This window comes from Steroidobacter agaridevorans (assembly GCF_009932555.1).
In the GTDB taxonomy this organism is placed as follows: domain Bacteria; phylum Pseudomonadota; class Gammaproteobacteria; order Steroidobacterales; family Steroidobacteraceae; genus Steroidobacter; species Steroidobacter agaridevorans.
The window spans coordinates 356,423-375,653 of the sequence record NZ_BLJO01000002.1 but is presented as its reverse complement, the minus strand read 5'-3'; the positions used below and the strand labels follow the sequence as shown (position 1 = coordinate 375,653).

Annotated in this window: 19 protein-coding genes; all 19 read left to right on the top strand. The window is 62.6% G+C overall.

Annotation, left to right across the window (positions count from 1 at the left end; genetic code table 11):
• Nucleotides 1-12 precede the first annotated feature (12 nt).
• The 19 genes from GYH35_RS08535 (at nucleotide 13) to GYH35_RS08445 (ending at nucleotide 19,230) form a co-directional block, all read left to right on the top strand.
• On the top strand, nucleotides 13-1,716 hold the full coding sequence (locus GYH35_RS08535; protein ID WP_161828169.1) for a methyl-accepting chemotaxis protein: 1,704 nt from the start codon (nucleotides 13-15) through the stop codon (nucleotides 1,714-1,716).
• A 9-nt stretch (nucleotides 1,717-1,725) separates the two neighbouring features.
• Nucleotides 1,726-2,262 (top strand): chemotaxis protein CheW, encoded by a 537-nt coding sequence (locus tag GYH35_RS08530; RefSeq protein WP_161814979.1) that lies wholly within the window; start codon nucleotides 1,726-1,728, stop codon nucleotides 2,260-2,262.
• Nucleotides 2,263-2,285: 23 nt separating this feature from the next.
• Nucleotides 2,286-3,275 (top strand): methyl-accepting chemotaxis protein, encoded by a 990-nt coding sequence (locus GYH35_RS34550; RefSeq protein WP_235936737.1) that lies wholly within the window; start codon nucleotides 2,286-2,288, stop codon nucleotides 3,273-3,275.
• A 14-nt stretch (nucleotides 3,276-3,289) separates the two neighbouring features.
• Complete coding sequence (locus GYH35_RS08520; protein WP_161814980.1) at nucleotides 3,290-3,655, top strand: response regulator; 366 nt, start codon at nucleotides 3,290-3,292, stop codon at nucleotides 3,653-3,655.
• Between the two features lie 29 nt (nucleotides 3,656-3,684).
• Nucleotides 3,685-5,457 (top strand): methyl-accepting chemotaxis protein, encoded by a 1,773-nt coding sequence (locus tag GYH35_RS08515; protein ID WP_161814981.1) that lies wholly within the window; start codon nucleotides 3,685-3,687, stop codon nucleotides 5,455-5,457.
• 40 nt (nucleotides 5,458-5,497) lie between these two features.
• Nucleotides 5,498-6,304, top strand: a complete 807-nt coding sequence (locus GYH35_RS08510) for a CheR family methyltransferase (protein WP_161828168.1) — start codon at nucleotides 5,498-5,500, stop codon at nucleotides 6,302-6,304.
• A 26-nt stretch (nucleotides 6,305-6,330) separates the two neighbouring features.
• Nucleotides 6,331-7,440: a protein-glutamate methylesterase/protein-glutamine glutaminase gene (locus GYH35_RS08505; protein ID WP_161828395.1), complete on the top strand. Its 1,110-nt coding sequence runs from the start codon at nucleotides 6,331-6,333 to the stop codon at nucleotides 7,438-7,440.
• 1 nt (nucleotide 7,441) lies between these two features.
• Nucleotides 7,442-8,662 carry an EAL domain-containing response regulator gene (locus GYH35_RS08500; protein WP_161814983.1) on the top strand — a complete coding sequence of 407 codons (1,221 nt, stop codon included), beginning with the start codon at nucleotides 7,442-7,444 and terminating at the stop codon, nucleotides 8,660-8,662.
• Between the two features lie 57 nt (nucleotides 8,663-8,719).
• Entirely contained in the window at nucleotides 8,720-9,739 is a 1,020-nt protein-coding gene (locus GYH35_RS08495) for an ABC transporter substrate-binding protein (RefSeq protein WP_161828167.1), read from the top strand.
• Nucleotides 9,740-9,747: 8 nt separating this feature from the next.
• Nucleotides 9,748-10,326, top strand: a complete 579-nt coding sequence (locus GYH35_RS08490; RefSeq protein WP_161828166.1) for an SCO family protein — start codon at nucleotides 9,748-9,750, stop codon at nucleotides 10,324-10,326.
• A gap of 19 nt (nucleotides 10,327-10,345) precedes the next feature.
• Entirely contained in the window at nucleotides 10,346-10,795 is a 450-nt protein-coding gene (locus tag GYH35_RS08485; RefSeq protein WP_161814986.1) for a cupredoxin domain-containing protein, read from the top strand.
• Nucleotides 10,796-10,816: 21 nt separating this feature from the next.
• Nucleotides 10,817-11,575, top strand: a complete 759-nt coding sequence (locus GYH35_RS08480; RefSeq protein ID WP_161814987.1) for an ABC transporter permease — start codon at nucleotides 10,817-10,819, stop codon at nucleotides 11,573-11,575.
• Entirely contained in the window at nucleotides 11,565-12,320 is a 756-nt protein-coding gene (locus GYH35_RS08475; protein WP_161828165.1) for an ABC transporter ATP-binding protein, read from the top strand. The genes GYH35_RS08480 and GYH35_RS08475 overlap by 11 nt, the downstream gene beginning before the upstream one ends.
• 69 nt (nucleotides 12,321-12,389) lie before the next feature.
• Nucleotides 12,390-13,046 carry a glutathione S-transferase family protein gene (locus tag GYH35_RS08470; protein ID WP_161828164.1) on the top strand — a complete coding sequence of 219 codons (657 nt, stop codon included), beginning with the start codon at nucleotides 12,390-12,392 and terminating at the stop codon, nucleotides 13,044-13,046.
• Between the two features lie 156 nt (nucleotides 13,047-13,202).
• On the top strand, nucleotides 13,203-13,607 hold the full coding sequence (locus GYH35_RS34865; RefSeq protein WP_161814990.1) for a type IV pilin protein: 405 nt from the start codon (nucleotides 13,203-13,205) through the stop codon (nucleotides 13,605-13,607).
• Nucleotides 13,595-14,167: a prepilin-type N-terminal cleavage/methylation domain-containing protein gene (locus GYH35_RS08460; RefSeq protein ID WP_202624167.1), complete on the top strand. Its 573-nt coding sequence runs from the start codon at nucleotides 13,595-13,597 to the stop codon at nucleotides 14,165-14,167. The genes GYH35_RS34865 and GYH35_RS08460 overlap by 13 nt, the downstream gene beginning before the upstream one ends.
• Nucleotides 14,164-15,591, top strand: coding sequence for a PilW family protein (locus GYH35_RS08455; RefSeq protein ID WP_161828394.1), 1,428 nt, complete (start codon nucleotides 14,164-14,166; stop codon nucleotides 15,589-15,591). The genes GYH35_RS08460 and GYH35_RS08455 overlap by 4 nt, the downstream gene beginning before the upstream one ends.
• Entirely contained in the window at nucleotides 15,588-16,115 is a 528-nt protein-coding gene (locus tag GYH35_RS08450) for a pilus assembly PilX family protein (RefSeq protein WP_161814991.1), read from the top strand. Before GYH35_RS08455 ends, GYH35_RS08450 begins: the two co-directional genes overlap by 4 nt.
• A 31-nt stretch (nucleotides 16,116-16,146) precedes the next feature.
• Complete coding sequence (locus GYH35_RS08445) at nucleotides 16,147-19,230, top strand: pilus assembly protein (RefSeq protein WP_202624166.1); 3,084 nt, start codon at nucleotides 16,147-16,149, stop codon at nucleotides 19,228-19,230.
• The last annotated feature ends 1 nt before the right edge of the window (nucleotide 19,231 follow it).

The following is a 19,231-nucleotide window of genomic DNA, read 5'->3' as shown; positions in this document are numbered from 1 at the left end:
CGGAGAGATTTCATGTTTCGCAATCTGAAGATAGGCATTCGCCTGGGACTGAGCTTCGCGCTCATCCTGGTGCTGCTCGGCGTAGTCACGTACGTCGGCATCGACGGCTTCAAGCTGATGAAAGTCAGCACCGACGACATCGTCACGAACAGGGTTCCAAAGATGGAGCTCGCGTTGGAACTGCAGAGAAACGCCGAGTCGCTCGGCTTGATCGCTCGAGATCAATTGATGGCCAGCGATGCCAAGCAGCTCGACAAGGCCGTGCAGCAGATGCTGGCCGTGCGTGATCGCAATAACAAAGTTCTCGAGACGCTGACCGCGACGGTGACCTCCGAGCGCGGCAAGGAGAAGCTCGGCGAAGTGATGCGCGTGCGCCACGACTACTCGAAGGCGCAGGACACATTGGTCGAGCTGTTGCAGGCGGGCAAGAAAGAAGAAGCCATGCATTGGCTGCGCGGCGAACAGCGCGAAGCTCGCGAAGCGATGAAGGCCGTTACCGATGCCTATTTCGATCACGAGAAAGCCTCGGTGAGCGAAGCCGGCAAGGCGGCGGAACAGACGTATCTCGACGCCAGCAAGATGATGCTGACCGGGGCGGGCATCGCCGCTGTCCTGGCGCTCATCGCCGGTGTGTGGGTGACGTTGTCGATCACGCGTCCCATCAGCCTGGCAGCCTCGGTTGCGAACCGTATGGCCGAAGGCGACCTGACGGCGCGCGTCACCGCAAATTCGCGTGACGAAGCCGGCATGCTGTTGCACGCGATCAGCACGATGACCGAGAAGCTGTCGCAAGTCGTCGGCGAAGTGCGCTCCTCGGCGGATACCTTGACCAGCGCCTCGGAAGAAATGTCCGCGACAGCGCAGTCCTTGTCGCAGGCGTCCACCGAGCAGGCCGCCAGTGTCGAGGAGACCTCGGCGTCGGTCGAGCAGATGACGGCGTCGATCAGCCAGAACACCGACAACGCCAAGGTCACCGATCAGATGGCGAGCAAGGCCGCGTCCGAAGCCGCCGAAGGCGGTCAGGCCGTGCGTCAGACGGTCGAGGCGATGAAGCAGATCGCGCAGAAGATCTCGATCATCGACGACATCGCTTATCAAACGAACCTGCTGGCGTTGAACGCGGCGATCGAAGCGGCGCGCGCCGGCGAGCATGGCAAAGGCTTCGCGGTCGTTGCCGCTGAAGTGCGCAAGCTCGCGGAACGTTCGCAAGTCGCCGCGCAAGAGATCGGCGAAGTCGCCGGCTCGTCGGTCGAGCTCGCGGAACGCGCCGGCAAGCTGCTCGATGAAATGGTTCCCGCGATTCGCAAGACCTCCGAGCTGGTGCAGGAAATCACTGCGGCGAGCCAGGAGCAGTCCTCGGGCGTTGGCCAGATCAATACCGCGATGACGCAGTTGTCGCAGCTGACGCAGCAGAACGCGTCGTCGAGCGAAGAGCTGGCCGCGACCGCCGAGGAGATGAGCAGCCAGGCGCAACAGCTGCAGGCTGCGATCTCGTTCTTCAGGGTCGAAGGCTCGAGCTCGAACACGCCGAGCAAGCCTGCGGTGAAAGCTGCGGTGCGCCCGAACCGCATGCCGTCGAGCTGGGCGACCAAACAGCCCGCGGAAATGCCAGCCGCCGCCGTCGTTGCGATGACTGCGCATGCTCATGGCAATGGCAAGGCGAACGGCAACGGCCACGATCACAGCATGCCGCTGGATCAGTTCGTGCGCTTCTAGGAGCAGACGATGAACAAAACTGCTGAAACTATCGAAGACGCCGAACGTCGGCACGACCAGAACCAATATCTGACCTTTGTGCTCGGGCGCGAGACCTTCGCGCTCGGCATTCTGTCGATCAAGGAGATCCTGGAGTACTCGCCGCCCACCGAGATTCCGATGATGCCGGCCTTCATCCGGGGCGTCGTCAATCTGCGTGGCGCAGCGGTGCCGGTCGTCGATCTGTGCGCGCGCTTCGGCCGGCCGAGCGCGGCCGTGACCAAGAAGACCTGCATCGTGATCGTCGAGACTCGCGTCGAGGACGAAAGTCACGTCATCGGCGTGGTCGTCGATGCCGTGAACGAAGTGCTCGAAATTCCGGGCAGTGAGATCGAGCCGGCGCCGAGCTTCGGCGCTTCGATCCGCGCCGACTTCATCGAAGGCATGGGCAAGGTGCGCGGCAAGTTCGTGATGATCCTCGACGTGGATCGCGTGCTGTGTGTCGAAGAGATGGAGATGCTGACACAAGCCGCCGCCTCGGCCGATGTCGTGCAGCCAGCCGCATAGGACTTCAGATCGTGCAAAACGTTGTGAAATTGTTCAGCCGGGCGCGAGTTGCGCCACCGGCGCAGACCGAGGTCAACGCCGCGGACGCAGTCTGCATCCAGGCGCTGCCGATCTGGAGCAAACAGGTCGAGACGGCGCGTGTGCAGACCGAAGAGGCCATCGTGGCGCTCACCGCGCGCTTTGCCGGCATCGTCAATCGTCTGGATCTGGCGCTCGATGCTTCCCAGCACAATTCCGGCAGTGCCGATCTGGCAGGGGCGCTGGACGAGGGCAAGCGGGAGCTGGCGCAAGTGATGAGCGCTTTGAATGAGATCCATCGCAGCCGCTCGACGCTGGCGGAACAAATCCGCTCCCTGGCCGCGCACAGCAGCGAGCTGGCGAAGATGGCGAGCGAGGTCGAGCAGATCGCGTTCCAGACCAACATGCTGGCGTTGAATGCCGCTATCGAAGCGGCGCACGTGGGCGAGGCCGGTCGCGGCTTCGCGGTCGTGGCTCACGAAGTCCGTAACCTCGCCACTGCCTCTCGCGAGACCGGCAAAGGCATCACGCAGAAGATCGCGCTGGTCAATCAATCGCTCGAGCAGATCATCGAGACCAACGAGACCGTGTCGGCGCGCGAAGGCGAGGCGCTGCGCGACTCGGGCAATCGCATTCAGGGCGTGCTCGGCAACTTCAGCGACATGAGCGAAGGCCTGGCTCGTTCCACCGAGGATCTGCGCCGCGAGAGCGGCATCATCAAGGGCGAGATCGAGGAGTCGATGGTGCAGCTGCAGTTCCAGGACCGCGTGGGCCAGATCATGGCGCAGGTGGTCGGCAGCATGAACGACCTCGACGATCGCGCCAGTGCCGTGGCGCGTGGCGAGCAGCAGCAGATCGATACACAGGCCTACATGGCGCAGATGGTCAGCTCATACACCACCGACGAGCAGCGCCGGAATCACCAGGCAACGGCGGGCAGCGTGCCCGCGCCGACCCTCAAGGTGCAGGGCGGGTCGGACATTGAATTCTTTTGAACGGAGTAAAGGTAATGGCTAAGCGAATCCTGATCGTCGACGACTCCGCCTCGGTGCGGCAGGTGTCGAACATCGCGCTGACGCGCGCGGGCTATGAGGTCATCGAGGCCACCGACGGCCAGGACGGGCTCGCCAAGCTCGCCGGCAAGATCAACCTGATCATCAGCGACGTGAACATGCCGCGCATGGACGGCATCGCGTTCCTCAAGGCCGTCAAGGCGCACCCCAATTACAAATTCACGCCGGTGATCATGCTGACCACCGAAGCCGGCGAAGACAAAAAGAACGAAGGCCGCGCCGCCGGCGCGAAGGCGTGGATCGTGAAGCCGTTCCAGCCGCAGACCATGCTGGATGCGGTCGCCAAGCTTTGCCTGGCCTGATTCCCTGACGAAATTAAACGGAGATTGCGATGCTCGAGAACTTGCGGATCGGCCCCCGCCTGATTGCGGCCTTCATGGTGCTGGTGGCGATCAGCATCGTCATCGGCGTGGTGGGTCTGTACGGCGCCGGCAAGATCGACGGCAAAGCCGAGGACATGTACACCAAGGAGCTGATGGGGCTGTCCCATATCAAAGAGGCGAACATTCAGCTGATCGCCATCGGTCGCGCCCGCTCCAACTTCCTGCTCGCGACCACTGAGGACGAGCGCGGCAAGCATCTGCAGTCCATCAAGAACAACTCGGCCGGCGCGCTGGAATCGATCGAAAAGGCCGTACCGCTGTTCGTTTCCGACCGTGCGCAGGTGCTGTTCGCACAGATCGAAAAGAGCTGGAGCGAATACGATGCCGAAATGCAGCGCGCCCTGGCGTTGGCCGCGAAGCAGCCCCTGCAAACCCGCAGTGAAGAGCTGGTCCGCTCGCTCGATCTGGTGCGCCAGCATGCGGATTCGCTCGATGCGATGATGACCGAGCTGACCGATCAGAAACAGGCGCGCGCCAAGCAGGCGCTCGAGGAAACCGGAGCCGTTTATGAAGTCAGTCGCAACTGGATCATCGCGACACTCGTCGGCGGCGTGATCATCGGTGTGATGCTGGCGCTTGTCATCAGCCGCGGCGTGACCCGACCGCTCGGCGTCGCTGTCGCCGCGGCCAATCGTCTCGCGAAGGGCGATTTCTCGGTCGCCATCGAATCGAATGCCAAAGATGAAGTTGGCGATATGCTGCGCGCGATGCGCGACATGGTGTCCGCCGCCGGCGGCAGCATCGAAGATGTGTCGCGTGTGATGCGGGCGATCTCCGAGGGCGATCTGACCAAGACGATCGACAAGCAGTATGAAGGCGTCTTCAACGAAATGAAGGAGTACGCCAACAGCACCGTGCTGAAACTCTCCATGATCATCGGCGAGATCAACACCGCGACCGATGCCATGTCGAGCGCCTCCGAGCAAGTGAGCACGACTGCGCAATCGCTGTCGCAGGCCGCGAGCGAGCAGGCCGCGGGCGTGGAGGAGACCAGCGCCTCCATCGAGCAGATGACCGCGTCGATCGCCCAGAACACCGAGAACGCCAAGGTCACCGACAGCATGGCTCGCAAGTCCGCTGCTGAAGCCAGCGAAGGCGGCGAAGCGGTCAAGGCCACGGTCGCCGCGATGAAGCAGATCGCGCAGAAGATCACGATCATCGATGACATCGCTTATCAAACGAATCTGCTCGCGCTGAACGCGGCGATCGAAGCGGCGCGCGCCGGCGAACATGGCAAGGGCTTCGCGGTCGTGGCTGCCGAAGTGCGCAAGCTTGCCGAGCGCAGCCAGGTTGCCGCTCAGGAGATCGGCACGGTCGCGACCAACAGCGTCGAACTGGCCGAGCGCGCCGGCAAGTTGCTGGACGAAATCGTTCCGAGCATCACCAAGACTTCGGACCTGGTGCAGGAGATCTCAGCCGCTTCGCAGGAGCAGGCGTCGGGCGTGAATCAGATCAATGCGGCGGTGACTCAGCTCAGCCAGACGACGCAGCAGAACGCGACATCTTCCGAAGAGCTGGCGGCGACCGCCGAAGAAATGAGCGGCCAGGCCGAACAGCTGCAGCACACCGTGGCTTTCTTCAAAGTGGAAGGCGCACGCACGGCCAAATCGCGCGCCACCAAGCCGGCAGCCGAAAAGCCTGCCAAAAGGGCCCTGGCGACGGTGGGCAACGTGGCGCTGGCGCCGAGCGACCCCGATCTCGGCAGCTTCGCGAAATTCTGATCTTTATCCCGCATAGCTCACTGTACCGACGATTGCGCCGATGACGATTGCCATCACCGACAAGGAATTCGCGCTCTTCCAGCGTTTCATCTACGACGCGGCCGGCATCACTTTGTCGCCCGCGAAGAAGGCGCTGGTCATGAGCCGTCTTTCCAAACGCCTCGACCTGCGCAAGCTGACGACCTTCGCCGAGTACTTCAAGGTGCTCTCCAGCGGACAGGACGCGCAGGAGGTGCAGACCGCGATCGATCTGCTGACCACCAACGAAACCTATTTCTTCCGCGAGCCGAAACATTTCGATTTGCTACGTGAGCAGGCGGAGTTGGCGCGCGGTCGCGGGCAGCCGTTCAAGGTGTGGAGCGCCGCGTGCTCGACCGGCGAGGAGACGTACAGCATCGCGATGGTGCTGGCAGCGACGCTGCATAGCACGTCGTTCGAAATCCTGGGTTCGGATATCAGCTCGCGCGTGCTCGATCGGGCACGCACGGGCCATTATCCAGCCTCGCGCACCACGCACACGCCGCGAGCGTACTTGCAACAGTTCTGCCTGAAAGGCACCGGTCCGCAGGAAGGCACGGTGCTGGTCGACCGTCCGCTGCGCGATCGAGTGCGGTTCATGCAGGTGAACCTGAATACCACGTTACCCAAGATCGGGCCATTCGACTTCGTGTTCCTGCGCAATGTGATGATCTATTTCAGCGCCGATACCAAGCGGCAGGTCGTGGAGCGGGTCCTGTCGGTGATCAAGCCCGGCGGCTACCTGTTGATCGGCCACTCGGAGACCTTGAACGAGCTGAACACATCGGCCGTGCCGATCGCTCCCTCGATTTATCGCAAGCAAGGATGAGCGCGCGCCCCATGCAAAACGCTCCTTTGCGGCGCGTGCAGGTGATGATCGTCGACGACTCGGCGGTCGTGCGCCAGGCATTGACCGAAGTGCTCAATGCCGATCCGGGCATCGAAGTGCTGTGCGCCGTCGCGGATCCGCTGCTCGCGATGGAACGCATGAAGACCAAGTGGCCGCAGGTCATCGTGCTCGATGTCGAAATGCCGCGCATGGATGGGCTGACCTTCCTGCGCAAAATCATGGCCGAGCGGCCGACGCCGGTGGTCATCTGTTCGACGCTCACCGAAGCGGGCGCCGCCACGACGCTCGAAGCATTGGCGGCGGGCGCGGTAAGCATCGTCACCAAGCCCAAGCTGGGGCTGCGTCGTTTCATCGAAGATGCTTCGGCGGATCTCGCCTCCGCCGTGAAAGCGGCGTCGCATGCCAACGTGAACAGACTGCGAGTGGCCCATCGTACGGAGCCGCAACAGCAGCCCGGCGTCGCGCCGCCGAAGTTCACGGCCGATGCGATCCTGGCGCCCAGCGGCCCCAAGGCCATGCAACAGACCACCGAGCGCATCATTGCGATCGGCACGTCGACCGGCGGCACGCAGGCCTTGGAACAAGTGCTGACTTGCTTGCCGCGCGTCAGTCCCGGCATCGCCATCGTCCAGCACATGCCCGAAAAGTTCACCGCGGCCTTTGCCAGCCGGCTGAACAATCTTTGCCAGATCGAAGTGCGCGAGGCGAAACATGGCGAGCGTCTGTTGCCTGGCCTGGCGCTGATCGCGCCCGGTGGCAAGCACATGATGCTCAAGCGCAGCGGCGCGTACTACTACATGGAAGTCATCGACGGGCCGCTGGTCAACCGGCACCGGCCTTCGGTCGATGTCTTATTTCGCTCGGCCGCCAAGTGCGCCGGCCCCAATGTCCTTGGCGTCATCATGACCGGCATGGGCGATGACGGCGCGCGCGGGCTCAAGGAAATGCGTGACGCCGGCGCGAACACGATCGCGCAGGACGAGGCGAGTTGCGTGGTGTTCGGCATGCCCAAAGAAGCGATCCGCCTGGGCGGCGCGCAACGCGTCCAGTCGCTCGGCGAGCTGCCGCGCTCCATATTGGATTTCGGCGCCGGCAAGCGCATCGAAGGCAAATGATATGAGTCCTCCGCCCGTACCGATCGGCTCGGTGCTGATCGTCGATGACAGCCTCGTGCAGCGTGATCATGCCGTGTCGATCTGTCGCGAGCTCGGCATCGAAAAAATGCATGAGGCGAGCAACGGCCGCGAAGCGCTGGCGCTGTTGACCGCCATCGCACCTCGACCCGAGCTGGTCATCGTCGATCTGGAAATGCCGACGATGGACGGGCCGGAGTTCCTGGTCAAACTGCAGGAGCGGGGATTCGACATCCCGGTGATCGTGGCGTCATCGCGCGAGCGTGCCTTGATCGATACCGTTCGTGAGATGGGCGGGGTGCTCGGGCTGCGAGTGCTCGCTGCAGTTCAGAAGCCCCTGCAAGCCTCGGTCCTGCGACACGCCATTCAGAACGCGACGGCGAGGGAATTGCGGCGAACTTCGCATCGCGCCGAGTTGGCGATCGATGCGACGGCGTTATCGGATGCGCTGGAGCGTAGCGACGTTTACGTCCACTACCAGCCGAAGGCCGATATTCGTACCGGCATCGTGCGCGGTGTGGAGGCCCTCGCGCGTTGGACACATCCGACCTTGGGTCCGATCCCGCCGGACCTGTTCATTCCGTTGGCAGAGCGCAGTCAATTGATTCATCGCCTGACGATCGACGTCATGAATCAGGCGATGTTGCAGAACGCGGCGTGGCGCGCGCGGGGTTTGCATCTGCCGGTCGCGATCAACTTGTCGCCGACGCTGCTCGAGCGCGCCGACCTCGCGTTGGAGATCTCGTCGTTACAACAGTGTCACGGGCTCACGCCCGATCACATCGTGGTCGAGATTACGGAGAGCTCGCTGGTCACTCGCGTCGGCACGGCTCTGAGCGTGCTTGCACAGCTGCGTCTGCGCGGCTTCGGGCTGTCCATCGATGACTACGGCACCGGCTTCTCATCGATGCAACAGCTGGCGCGCATTCCATTCACTGAGTTGAAGATCGATCGCAGCTTCGTGCGGGGCGCCCCGGAGCGCGAGAGTCTGCAGGTGATCCTGCGCTCCGCGATCGATATGGCCAATCGGCTCGGGCTCGTCACGGTCGCGGAGGGCGTCGAGACCCTGCAAGAATGGCGCATGCTCCAGGAATTCGGCTGCACGCTCGGGCAGGGTTGGCTGATTGCCCGACCCATGGCCGGCGACGATTTGATCGGCTGGATGAAACAACATCGCGTGCAGGCCGCGCAGCTGCGCGCCTAGGGTTGCCCCGGGCGTTCGGCTACACTACGCGCCGATTTTCCACCCGGCTCGTGGGCGATGCTCAGTACCTATCAGATCGGACGTCGACGATTGCTTCAGGCAATGATGGCCGCGGCGGTGCCCGCTGGCCTGGCTGCCTGCTCCAATGAAGCGTCGTCGAATGCCCTGGTCGTGGGCGGCCTGCCGGTCACCTGCAATCTGACTTTGCCGGTGGCGTGCGTCGCGCAGGCCAAGTCGGCCGGGGCCGCGGGCGCCGCTTTCCAATACAGCAAGTACAGCGGCTGGCCGGAGATCAAAGAGTCGCTGATGGCCGGGCGCATCCAGGCCGCGTACATGCTGGCGCCGCTGGTCATGGATCTGGCCGACAAGAAAATTCCGGTGAAGATCGTGTCGCTGGGACATCGTTCCGGCGCGGTCATCATGGTGCGCACCGATTCGCCGTATCAAAAGTTTCGCCAGCTCGCCGGCAAGCGCATCGCCATTCCCAGCCGGTTCGCGGTCGATTTCCTGTTCCTGCGCAAGATGCTGGCGCAGGAAGGCATGACGCCCGCGGACATCGAGATCATGGAAATGCCGCCGCCCGACATGCCGGCGGCGCTCTATGCAAATGCCGTCGATGCCTATTGCACAGGCGAGCCGTTCGGTGCGGCCGCTCAGAGCGCTGGCTATGCACGGCCGCTGCGCATGACTCGCGATGAGTGGCGCAACTACATTTGCTGTGTGCTCACCGTGCGCGAGGAGCTGATCCAGTCGAATCGGCCGCTGGTGCAGGACCTGGTGAATCATGTGCTCGGCGCGGGTCAGTGGCTCGACCAGCAACAAGCCAATCGGGACAAGGCAGTGCAGATTGCCGCCGGCCGTGAGTACTTCAATCAGGACCCCAACATCATCCGCTTCGTCATGGAGAACCCGACGGACCGGGTCACTTACGGCGATCTGCGCATGATCCGCGACGAGTTCGAAGAGCTCATGCAGCTGTCGATCGAGGCGGGCACGATCAAACATCCGATCGCTTACGAAACTTATATGGACGAGAGTTTCGCAAAGGTCGCGCAGCCCGCGGCCATCACCCTCTGATGCCCGCCATGAAACATCGCGTCGCAGGCTCGTTGTTGGCATTGCTGTTCGCCATGGTCGCGGTCGCAGCGGATCGTCCGACCCTCAAGGCCGGTGTGTTCGAGCCGCCGCGGGCGGCGCCGGAGCTGTCGTTGGAGGCATCGAGCGGGGGCAAGCTGTCGCTCGCAAACTACCGGGGCAAAGTCATTCTGATGGGATTTGGATTTACCTCGTGCCCCGAAGTCTGTCCGACGACCTTGGCGACCCTGGCTCAAGCACGCAAGCGTCTCGGTCCGCAGGCCGATCAGTTGCAGGTCGTGTACGTCACGGTCGATCCCGAGCGCGATAGTGCTGAGCGGATGCGAGCGTATCTCGGCGGCTTCGATCCGAGCTTCGTCGGCGGCACCGGCACGCCTGCCCAGCTGGCCGCGGTTCGAAAGAACTACGGCGTGATGGCCGAGCGAAAATCCTTGGGGAACAGCTATACCGTCGCTCATTCGTCATCGGTGTATCTGATCGACCAGAAAGGCCTGCTTCGCGGGATGATGCCGTACGGCCGACTGCCCGATGATTTCGTGCACGACGTTCGCGCGTTGCTGAGCGAGTGAACGCTCGAGTGAGTGCGTCATGAGTCCCCGAGTCGGGCTATTGATCCTGGCTATCGGCTTTGCAGTCGTCGTTAGCTGGGCTGCATTGGCGCCGCTGCCCGCGCGCGAGAGTCGCGAACAACCTTTTGTGATTCCCGAGGGCACCTGGCAACGACGCATGTCGGGCGACCGCGTCGATATCCTTCCACAGCAGATCCGGCTGACGTTGGGCATCAACGACGTGCTGCTGCTCGAGAACCAGGATACGGTTCCTCAGACCTTCGGCCCCGCATTGCTCATGCCGGGACAAAGTTTCCGGCTGCCCTTCGAGGTCGCCTCCGAATATCAATTCGCTTGCACCGCGCACAGCAGCGGACAAATGACTATCATTGTCGACCCGTTGCCAGCCTCACCCTGGGGCAGGCTGCGCTGGCGGGCACTACAACTGGCTGCAAGCTTCGGCAACAAGAGCCATGAACCGAGCGAGTGATTTCGTTTTGAGCCTTTCCGCATGAGCAGACTTCGGCAGTTCCTGCCGGGCATCGCGATCATCGTCTTGTTGATCGCCGCCTGGTGGTTGATCGTGGTCACGACCCGCAGCGTGATCTTTCCAACGCCGTGGCAGGTGGTCACCGGCACCGTCGAGCTGATTCGCGATGGCACGCTCTGGATGCATATCGGCGCATCGCTCGGCCGTGTCGGTGCGGGTTTCTTCCTGGCGCTCGCGGTCGCTTTGCCGCTCGGCTTGTGGATGGGCTGGCAGCGGGGCGCCTATGACACGTTGAATCCGTTGTTCCAGATCCTGCGCCCGATCTCCCCGATCGCCTGGATTCCGATCGCCATTCTGTGGTTTGGCGTCGGCAATGCGTCGCCGATCTACCTGATCTTCATTTCTTCGGTCTTCCCGATGGTCGTGCAGACGGTCGCGGGCGTGCACACGATCGAGAAGCGCTATCTGCGTGCGGCCGAGAACTTCGGCGTGTCGCGCTACAAACTGTTTACTCAAGTCGTGATTCCGGCGGTGTTGCCGCAGATCATCGTCGGCATGCGCATCGGCTTGGGTGTCGCGTGGCTGGTGGTCGTCGCGGCCGAGATGATCGCGCTGCGCTCGGGCCTCGGCTATTTGATCATCGACTCGCGCAATGCCGGCAATCGTTACGACCTCGTGATCGCCGGCATGATCATCATCGGCTTGATCGGATTGATGCTCGATGGGCTGATGCGCCTGCTGGAAGGATTGAAGATGGTTCGGTGGCGCTATGCCCATTAAGATCGACGTCGCGAATCTCCGCAAAAGCTTCAGCACCGACAAAGGCACGCTCACCGTCGTCGACGATGTGAGCCTGCAAGTGGGCGACGGCGAGTTCATCGCCATCGTCGGCCCGTCGGGCTGCGGCAAGTCCACGCTGATGCGCATGATGGCAGGCTTCATCCCGCCCGATTCCGGCCGCGTGCTGATCGACGGCGCGGTTCGCACTCAGCCGGGGCCGCAAGGCATTCTGATCTCACAGCACGGCTCGGTGTTCCCCTGGCTCACCGTGCAAGAGAATCTGATGTTCGGACTCAATGCGGTCGAGTCGACCGCCGAGAAGATCGCCATTGCCGATCACTACGCGAACATCGTCGGCCTGAAAGGCTTCGAGGGCGCCTATCCGCACGAGCTCTCCGGCGGCATGCTCAAGCGCGTCGAGATTGCTCGAGCGCTCGCGGTGAAGCCCGCCATTCTTTACATGGACGAGCCGTTCTCTGCGCTCGATGCGTTGATGAGCTTGCGCATGCGCAACGAGCTGCTGAAGATCCTCGGGCAGGAGCGGCACACGGTGCTGCTGATTACTCATGACGTGGAGGAGGCGATTCACCTCGCCGATCGCATCATGGTGCTCTCGCCCCGGCCCACACGCATTCAGGCCACGTTCGATGTGAAAATGCCGCATCCACGCAAGCTCACGAGCCCGGAAGTTCAGCAACTGCGCCAGGCGATTCTCAAAGAGCTGGGCGTCGAAGCCGAGGACTGAGCCGTTCAGCTGCGGCGCTCCACGAACGGGTAGACTGCGCCCCGGTCTGAAGCGTCGGAGAGCAAGTCGATGGTTCGAATCTACGGTCACCCGTTCGCGGCGTTCTATTGGAAAGCACTGATCGCCGTCTATGAACGCAATGTGCCGTTCGAGTTCCTGATGGTCGACGCCGATCACCCCGAGCACGCCGCTGCCATCGGCCGGCTCGCGCCGACCGGTCAGTTTCCGGTGCTGGTCGATGGCGAGCGCACCGTGATCGAATCGGCGGCCATCATCGAGTATCTCGATCTTCATCACGGCAGCGCACCGCCGATGATTCCGTCGGATCCACGCGCCGCCATCGAAGCGCGACAGATGGATAGTGTCTTCGATGACTACGTGATGACGCCGTTGTCGCGGATGGTTCTGAACGCGTTGCGCGACGCAGATAAGCGCGATCCCTATGCGGATGTCGAGGCGAAGGCCGTGCTGAACAAGAGCTATGCGTGGCTGAATCGCTGGATGGAAGGGCGCGAGTGGGCCGCTAACGATACTTTCAGCATTGCCGACTGCGCAGCCGCGCCAGCGCTCTTCTACGCCCACTGGGGCTATCCGATACCGGAGTCGCTCACCGCGTTGAGAAATTATCGAGCGCGCTTGCTTGCGCGTCCGTCGGTCGCGCGAGTCGTCGATGAAGCGCGACCATGGCGCGAGAATTTTCCACTCAAGGGGCACAGCCCCGACTGAGACATGAGCGAAACCCTGGGGTGTAGCCGTGTTTGTCTTATTGCGGACGCGCTGAGATAAGTAAATTCCACATGCGCGCCGCGAAGTGTGATTCCCGCCTAGAAATCACGGTGCACCAATCAGAACAATCCGGCCAGCTTCATCACTGGCCGGCACATGCGCGAGTCTTCGCAACAAGGTTTTACGCTGATCGAACTGATGATCACGGTCGTGATCGTCGCGATCCTCGCGTCCATCGCGCTTCCCAGCTATCGCCAGCACGTGATCCGGACCCATCGAGCGGCGGCCAAGGCGGCGATGATGGACATCGCCAATCGCCAGCAGCAGTACCTGCTGGCTCACCGCAGTTACGCCGATAAGTCGGACTTCGAGGCGACGGGCTACACGCTGCCGGGCGAGGTCAGCGACAACTATACGTGGGAGATGGGCCCGATCGAGGGCATGGAATCCAGACCGAGTTTCGAGATCACTTTCACGGCCATCGGCTCGCAGGCGAGCGACGGCGAACTCACCCTCGACAGCCAAGGAAGAAAGGCGCCGGCCGAGAAATGGTCGCGATGACCGCGGCCGGCCGGAAACATCACAGACAGTGCGGCACCTCCCTGATCGAGGTGCTGATCACGGTCGTCATCCTCGCGATCGGCCTGCTGGGCCTGGCCGGATTGCAATCGCGTCTGGGCGTTTCGCAAGTCGAGAGCTACCAGCGTGCACAGGCGCTGATCCTGCTGCAGGACATGTCGAGCCGCATTTCGACCAATCGAGCGCATGCGGCCAGCTATGTCACAGGCACGGCCAATCCGCTGCCCAATGCGGGCGTTTGCCCGATGACGGTGGGCACGCGGGCGGAGATCGATGCGAATGAATGGTGTAACGCGCTGCTCGGCGCGGCGGAAATTGAAGGCGGCAGCAAAGCCGGTGCAATGATCGGGGCGCGCGGTTGCGTCGAAGCGCTCTCCAGCAACGAATATTTGATCACGGTTGCATGGCAAGGCATCGCACCGGTCGCCAGTCCTCCGGCGAGCCTCGGGTGCGGCGAGGGCGCTTATGACGATGAGCAGTGCCCGGACGATCTGTGCCGTCGCGCCGTGACCACCCTGGTTCGAATCGCGGATCTGCGATGACCATGCGCACTGTCACCAGAAACATTCCGCGCCGACCGACCGGCTTGACGCTGGTCGAGCTGATGGTGGCAATGACCATCTCGCTGCTGGTTCTGCTGGCGCTCGTGAATGTCTACGTCAATCTCGCGCGCGCGAACGATGAGATGACGAAGAGCAGCGGCCTGATCGACAGCGGGCGCTCCGCCATCCAGTTATTGCAGAACGACCTGGTGCACGCCGGTTATTGGGCCGGCTTCGTGCCGCAGTTCGACGATCTGACTTTCGAGCGGGTACCCGCAGACGTGCCCACGGCGATTCCCGATGCGTGTCTCGCGTACGCGTCGTGGAGCGGTGAATACCGGACCAATCTGTTCGGCATACCGGTGCAGAGCGCGGACACATTGCCGTCCGGCACGGGCTGCGTTTCATTCCCAGCGCAACGCGCCGGCACCGATGTCATCGTGATTCGGCACGCGGAAACCTGTGTGCCTGGCGGAACGAACTGCGATGCCGATACCGCAGGGCGCTTGTACATGCAAACCAGCATGTGCGAAGCGGAGAAGAATGCCGGCACCGTGAGCGGAGCCACCTCCAACAGCATCGTTCTGGACGGCGACGCCTCCGGGACCGATGGCGCGTACGCCGGCGTCGTCCTGCGCATCGTGAGCGGCACCGGTATGGGCCAGGTGCGCACCATCCGCACCTACGTCGGCAGCACCAGGACGGCAACGTTCGACTCGGCGTGGGGCGTCATTCCCGACAACACCTCCGTGTACGGCTTCGACTATGCGCTGAGCACCAGCGCCTTTCCCTTGCATACGCGCGATTGCGAAGGCACCGGCACCCCAGCGAGCCTGCCAGTCACCGCAGGCACCCTTGCGGCCAAGCGCCGCTTGATCTCGAACATTTACTACATCGCGGATCTGCCGCATCCGGATGAGAACGGGCTGAGCGTGCCGACGCTGATGCGCTCCCAACTCGATGTTTCCGGCGGTGTCACCGCGCAGCGGCCGCCGGTGAGATTGCTCGATGGAGTGGAGGCATTGCGCGTCGAGCTCGGCATCGACGACACGGGCAAGACCGGCGCGACGGTCAATTATGCTCAAGCCGTGCAATGGGAGGATGTGACCACCAAGATGCGGCCGACGAATCGCGGCGACGGCTCGCCCGATTGGTTCAAACGCTGCACCGCTGCCGATCCGTGTACCGCCGATGAGCTCATGAACGTGGTCGCGGTGAAGCTGTACGTGCTGGTCCGCAGCCGCGATCCCTCGCCAGGCCACAAGGACAGCAAAACTTATTGCTTGGGTGAACCCGACGCGGATGGTTCGTGCCCGGCGGTGAATACCATCGCCGCCGCGAACGACACCTTCAAGCGCCACGTCTTCACGACCAGCATGCGGCTCAACAATATTTCCGGCCGCAGGGAAACTCCCGAGCCATGAACAAGTCATCCCTGCCCGCGGCGAGACAGCAGCGCGGCGCGGCGCTGATCGTCGGACTCATCCTCCTGACCCTCATCACAATCATGGTGGTCGGAGCTTTCAACGTGAGCAGCACGAATGTGCAATCCGTCGGCAACATGCAGCTGCGCGATGAAGCGATCGCGGCGGCCAATCGCGGCATCGAGCTCGTGATGAGCTCGGCCTTTACCGAGGCGCCGGCGGCGCAGACCGTCGATGTCGACATCGACAACGACGGCACGATGGATTTTCACGTGGATTTCGCCAAGCCCACTTGCATCAAAGCCGAGCGCATCGCCGGCGCCAGCGTGCCGCCGAGCAGCGTCTTCCTGGGTTCCTCATTCGCGTCTTCGACCAGCGATGCCTACCAGACGGTGTGGGATCTGCACGCGAATGTCTCGGCGTTCGACGAAGGCACGATTGCACACGGCACGGCAGTGCAGGTTCATCAAGGCGTGCGCGTGCTGCTGACTGAAGTCCAGTACAACGCGGTTTGCGCCGCGTAAGCGGGAGCGGGAGCGGGTCATGAGACGGTCCATGAAATGGTTGATCGGAGCTCTCGCCGCCAGCGCGTGCTGGAACGCGCCGGCGGAGGACATCGATCTGTTCATCGGCGCCCAGTCGAGCTCCGGCGGGCAACCGCAGGTGCTGTTCATCATCGACAACACGGCGAACTGGACGCAGGCCTTCAAGAACGAGATGGGCGCCCTGACCGAGCTCTTCCACGATCTGCCTGCCGACAAGATCCAGGTCGGCGTCATGCTCGCGGCTGAAACGAGCAGCAGCGACAGCAATGTGCAAGGCGGTTACGTTCGCGCGGCGATCCGGCCGATGAGCCAGGACGTTAAAGACAAGTATGCGGCCATGTTCGATTACATGGACGTCGGTGCTGACAAGGGCAACAGTGGTCAGTCGAGCCTGGTAATGGCGGAAGCCTATCGCTATCTCAGCGGTGGGGCTGCGCGCTCCGGAAAGGGCAAGGCGAAGGCGGATTACCACGGCAATACCGCCGCGGATTGGTCCAAGAGCGCCACGACCGTTGCTTCGAAGACTGCCATGCGGGCCATCTACGATCTGGACGGCTATGCACTCAGCGAGAAATTCGCGGCCCAATATACCAAGCCGGCGGGCGATGCGACTTGCAGCAATCGGTTCATCATTTACATCAGCAACGGCCCTTCGCAGGACAGCGCCTCGATCATCTCGGACGCCACTTCGATGTTGCGCGAAGCGGGCGGCGACACGACGCCGATCCCGCTGCCCATCGCAGGCTCTCAGGACAATGTCACCGACGAATGGGCCCGCTTTCTCCATGACCGTCTGGGCGTGATCACTCATGTGATCGAGGTGAACAAGAAGACCTCCGGGCAAGGCCCGGGTTGGTCGGCTCTGTTGGCAAAGATGGCCGAGGTCAGCGACGGCGCATATCAGGACGTGGGCACCACGAAAGAGGAGATCAAAAAGGCGCTCGGCGATGTGTTCGCGGAGATCCAGGCGACCAACAGCGTGTTCGCGTCGGTGAGCTTGCCGTTGAGCGCGAGTGCTCAGGGCACTTATATCAATCAGGTCTATGTCGGCTTGTTCCGTCCCGATGGCAATGCGAAACCGCGTTGGGACGGCAATCTGAAGCAGTACAAGCTGGGTTACAGCGGCAGCGACCTGCGCTTGCAGGATGCACTGAGCGACGCGGCCGTCGAGCCCAGCACGGGTTTCGTCAAGGTCTGCTCCCAGAGCTTCTGGTCGAGTCCCAATAAATATTGGAACTTCCGCGCGCAGCAGTTCGAGGAGGACCAGTCGCTCTGCGGGGTGGATGCGCCGGCCTCCGACTCTCCGGACGGCAAGTTCGTCGAAAAGGGCGGTCAAGCTCAGCAGCTCAGAGCGGTAGACGAAAGCAAGACGCCGCGGCGGCTCAACACGTGCACGAGCTTCGATTGCTCGAAGGTGACGACGTTCGAGTTCAAAAATGTGCCATCGACCCTGCTCGGCGTTGCCGATGACGCGCAACGGGAGAAGATCGTCAACTGGGCGCGCGGCCAGGACGTCGATAACGAACATACGATGGATGATGTGGATCCCGCGGCCGCGACGTCGAAAGCGATGCGACCCTCGGTGCATGGCGACGTGGTGCACTCCCGGCCGGTCGCGCTCAACTTCGGCACCGACGAAGCGCCTCAGGTAGTCGTGTTCTACGCGGCCAATGACGGCGTGTTCCGAGCCATCAACGGTAACCGCCCCAAAGACGGAGCGCTCAACGACGTGGCGCCCGGCGGCGAGCTCTGGGGCTTCGTGCCGCCGGAATTCCACAAGCACTTCGAGCGCCTCTACAAGAACGACGTGCTGATCAGCTTTCCGAATGTGACTACCGGCTCGCCGCAGCCGAAGCCGTATGCCATGGATGGCGCGATCACCGCTGTTCGCGGCGACTCGAACGCCACCGTGTTCGCGACGATGCGGCGGGGCGGACGCGCCGTCTACGCATTCGATGTCCCTGCCAGCAAGCCTGGCGATATCACCCTCAAATGGAAGATCGGTTGCGACGATTCGCAGTGCACGAGCAGTGCGCTGAGCGAGATCGGTCAGACCTGGTCGCCCGCCAAACCCTTCACGGCGGCAGGCTACAAGTCGGGCAGTACGCCGCAGCCCCTGCTGATCATGGGCGGCGGCTACGACACCTGTGAAGATGCCAAGCCGCATAAGTGCACCTCGAGCAGCAAAGGTCACAAAGTGTATGTGCTCGACGCGGCCACGGGCGCCGTCAAGCAGACCTTCGACACCAAGCGTGGCGTGATCGCCGAAGTGGCTGTCGTGCCGGACCTCACCACCGGTCTGGCGAAGTACGCCTACGCGGTCGATCTTGGCGGCAACGTGTATCGCATCGACATCGGCGAGGACGTGCCCGCCGACTGGACGATGACGACGATCGCTGCCCTCGGCTGCGATACCGCCGACACGAGCTGCACCTACAACCGTAAATTCATGTTCGCACCGGACATCCTGCTCGATAACGGCGCCTACGTGCTGTTGCTCGGCTCGGGCGATCGTGAGAAGCCGCGTGAGTACACGAGCACGGTGCAAAATTACTTCTTCATGCTGAAGGACAAGCCGGAGGATCCGACCTGGCTGTCGACGGAGCAGAGCAACTGCACGGCCTCGGTCCTGTGCTTGGACTCGCTCACGCCGATTCTTCAGAAACAGCCGACGCCCACCAGCGAACAGCTGGCTGCCAGAAAGGGCTGGTACCTGGAACTGCTTCCGACCGAACAGGTCGTCACCTCGGCGATCACGATCTTCGGCAATCTCACGTTCAGCACGCATGAGCCGGCCGAGGCGGCGCCCAATACCTGCGGCTCCAACCTTGGCAAGGCGCGCGTCTACAACGTTTCCTATCTGAATGCAGCGGGCCATGGCCCGAACAAAGAACGTTCCGAGGAGTTGCCGCCTGACATCGGCTTGCCGCCGTCGCCGGTCGCCGGATTGGTGACGTTGGACGATGAGCGCACGGTGCCATTCTGCATCGGCTGCACCTCCGACTCGCCGCTCGAAGGCAGCGAACCGAAGGTTCCGCCCTCCAGCCTGCCAGTCCAGCCGAAGAATCGTGTGTACTGGTACATCGAGCGCTGAG

Bases quoted from the DNA above. Each gene is read 5' to 3' on its own strand.
- GYH35_RS08510 (WP_161828168.1), top strand. From the start codon at position 5,498: ATGACGATTGCCATCACCGACAAGGAATTCGCGCTCTTCCAGCGTTTC.
- GYH35_RS08535 (WP_161828169.1), top strand. From the start codon at position 13: ATGTTTCGCAATCTGAAGATAGGCATTCGCCTGGGACTGAGCTTCGCG.
- GYH35_RS08480 (WP_161814987.1), top strand. From the start codon at position 10,817: ATGAGCAGACTTCGGCAGTTCCTGCCGGGCATCGCGATCATCGTCTTG.
- GYH35_RS34865 (WP_161814990.1), top strand. From the start codon at position 13,203: ATGCGCGAGTCTTCGCAACAAGGTTTTACGCTGATCGAACTGATGATC.
- GYH35_RS08475 (WP_161828165.1), top strand. From the start codon at position 11,565: ATGCCCATTAAGATCGACGTCGCGAATCTCCGCAAAAGCTTCAGCACC.
- GYH35_RS08495 (WP_161828167.1), top strand. From the start codon at position 8,720: ATGCTCAGTACCTATCAGATCGGACGTCGACGATTGCTTCAGGCAATG.
- GYH35_RS08485 (WP_161814986.1), top strand. From the start codon at position 10,346: ATGAGTCCCCGAGTCGGGCTATTGATCCTGGCTATCGGCTTTGCAGTC.
- GYH35_RS08515 (WP_161814981.1), top strand. From the start codon at position 3,685: ATGCTCGAGAACTTGCGGATCGGCCCCCGCCTGATTGCGGCCTTCATG.
- GYH35_RS08450 (WP_161814991.1), top strand. From the start codon at position 15,588: ATGAACAAGTCATCCCTGCCCGCGGCGAGACAGCAGCGCGGCGCGGCG.
- GYH35_RS08470 (WP_161828164.1), top strand. From the start codon at position 12,390: ATGGTTCGAATCTACGGTCACCCGTTCGCGGCGTTCTATTGGAAAGCA.
- GYH35_RS08460 (WP_202624167.1), top strand. From the start codon at position 13,595: ATGGTCGCGATGACCGCGGCCGGCCGGAAACATCACAGACAGTGCGGC.
- GYH35_RS08490 (WP_161828166.1), top strand. From the start codon at position 9,748: ATGAAACATCGCGTCGCAGGCTCGTTGTTGGCATTGCTGTTCGCCATG.
- GYH35_RS08530 (WP_161814979.1), top strand. From the start codon at position 1,726: ATGAACAAAACTGCTGAAACTATCGAAGACGCCGAACGTCGGCACGAC.
- GYH35_RS08500 (WP_161814983.1), top strand. From the start codon at position 7,442: ATGAGTCCTCCGCCCGTACCGATCGGCTCGGTGCTGATCGTCGATGAC.
- GYH35_RS08520 (WP_161814980.1), top strand. From the start codon at position 3,290: ATGGCTAAGCGAATCCTGATCGTCGACGACTCCGCCTCGGTGCGGCAG.
- GYH35_RS08445 (WP_202624166.1), top strand. From the start codon at position 16,147: ATGAAATGGTTGATCGGAGCTCTCGCCGCCAGCGCGTGCTGGAACGCG.
- GYH35_RS08455 (WP_161828394.1), top strand. From the start codon at position 14,164: ATGACCATGCGCACTGTCACCAGAAACATTCCGCGCCGACCGACCGGC.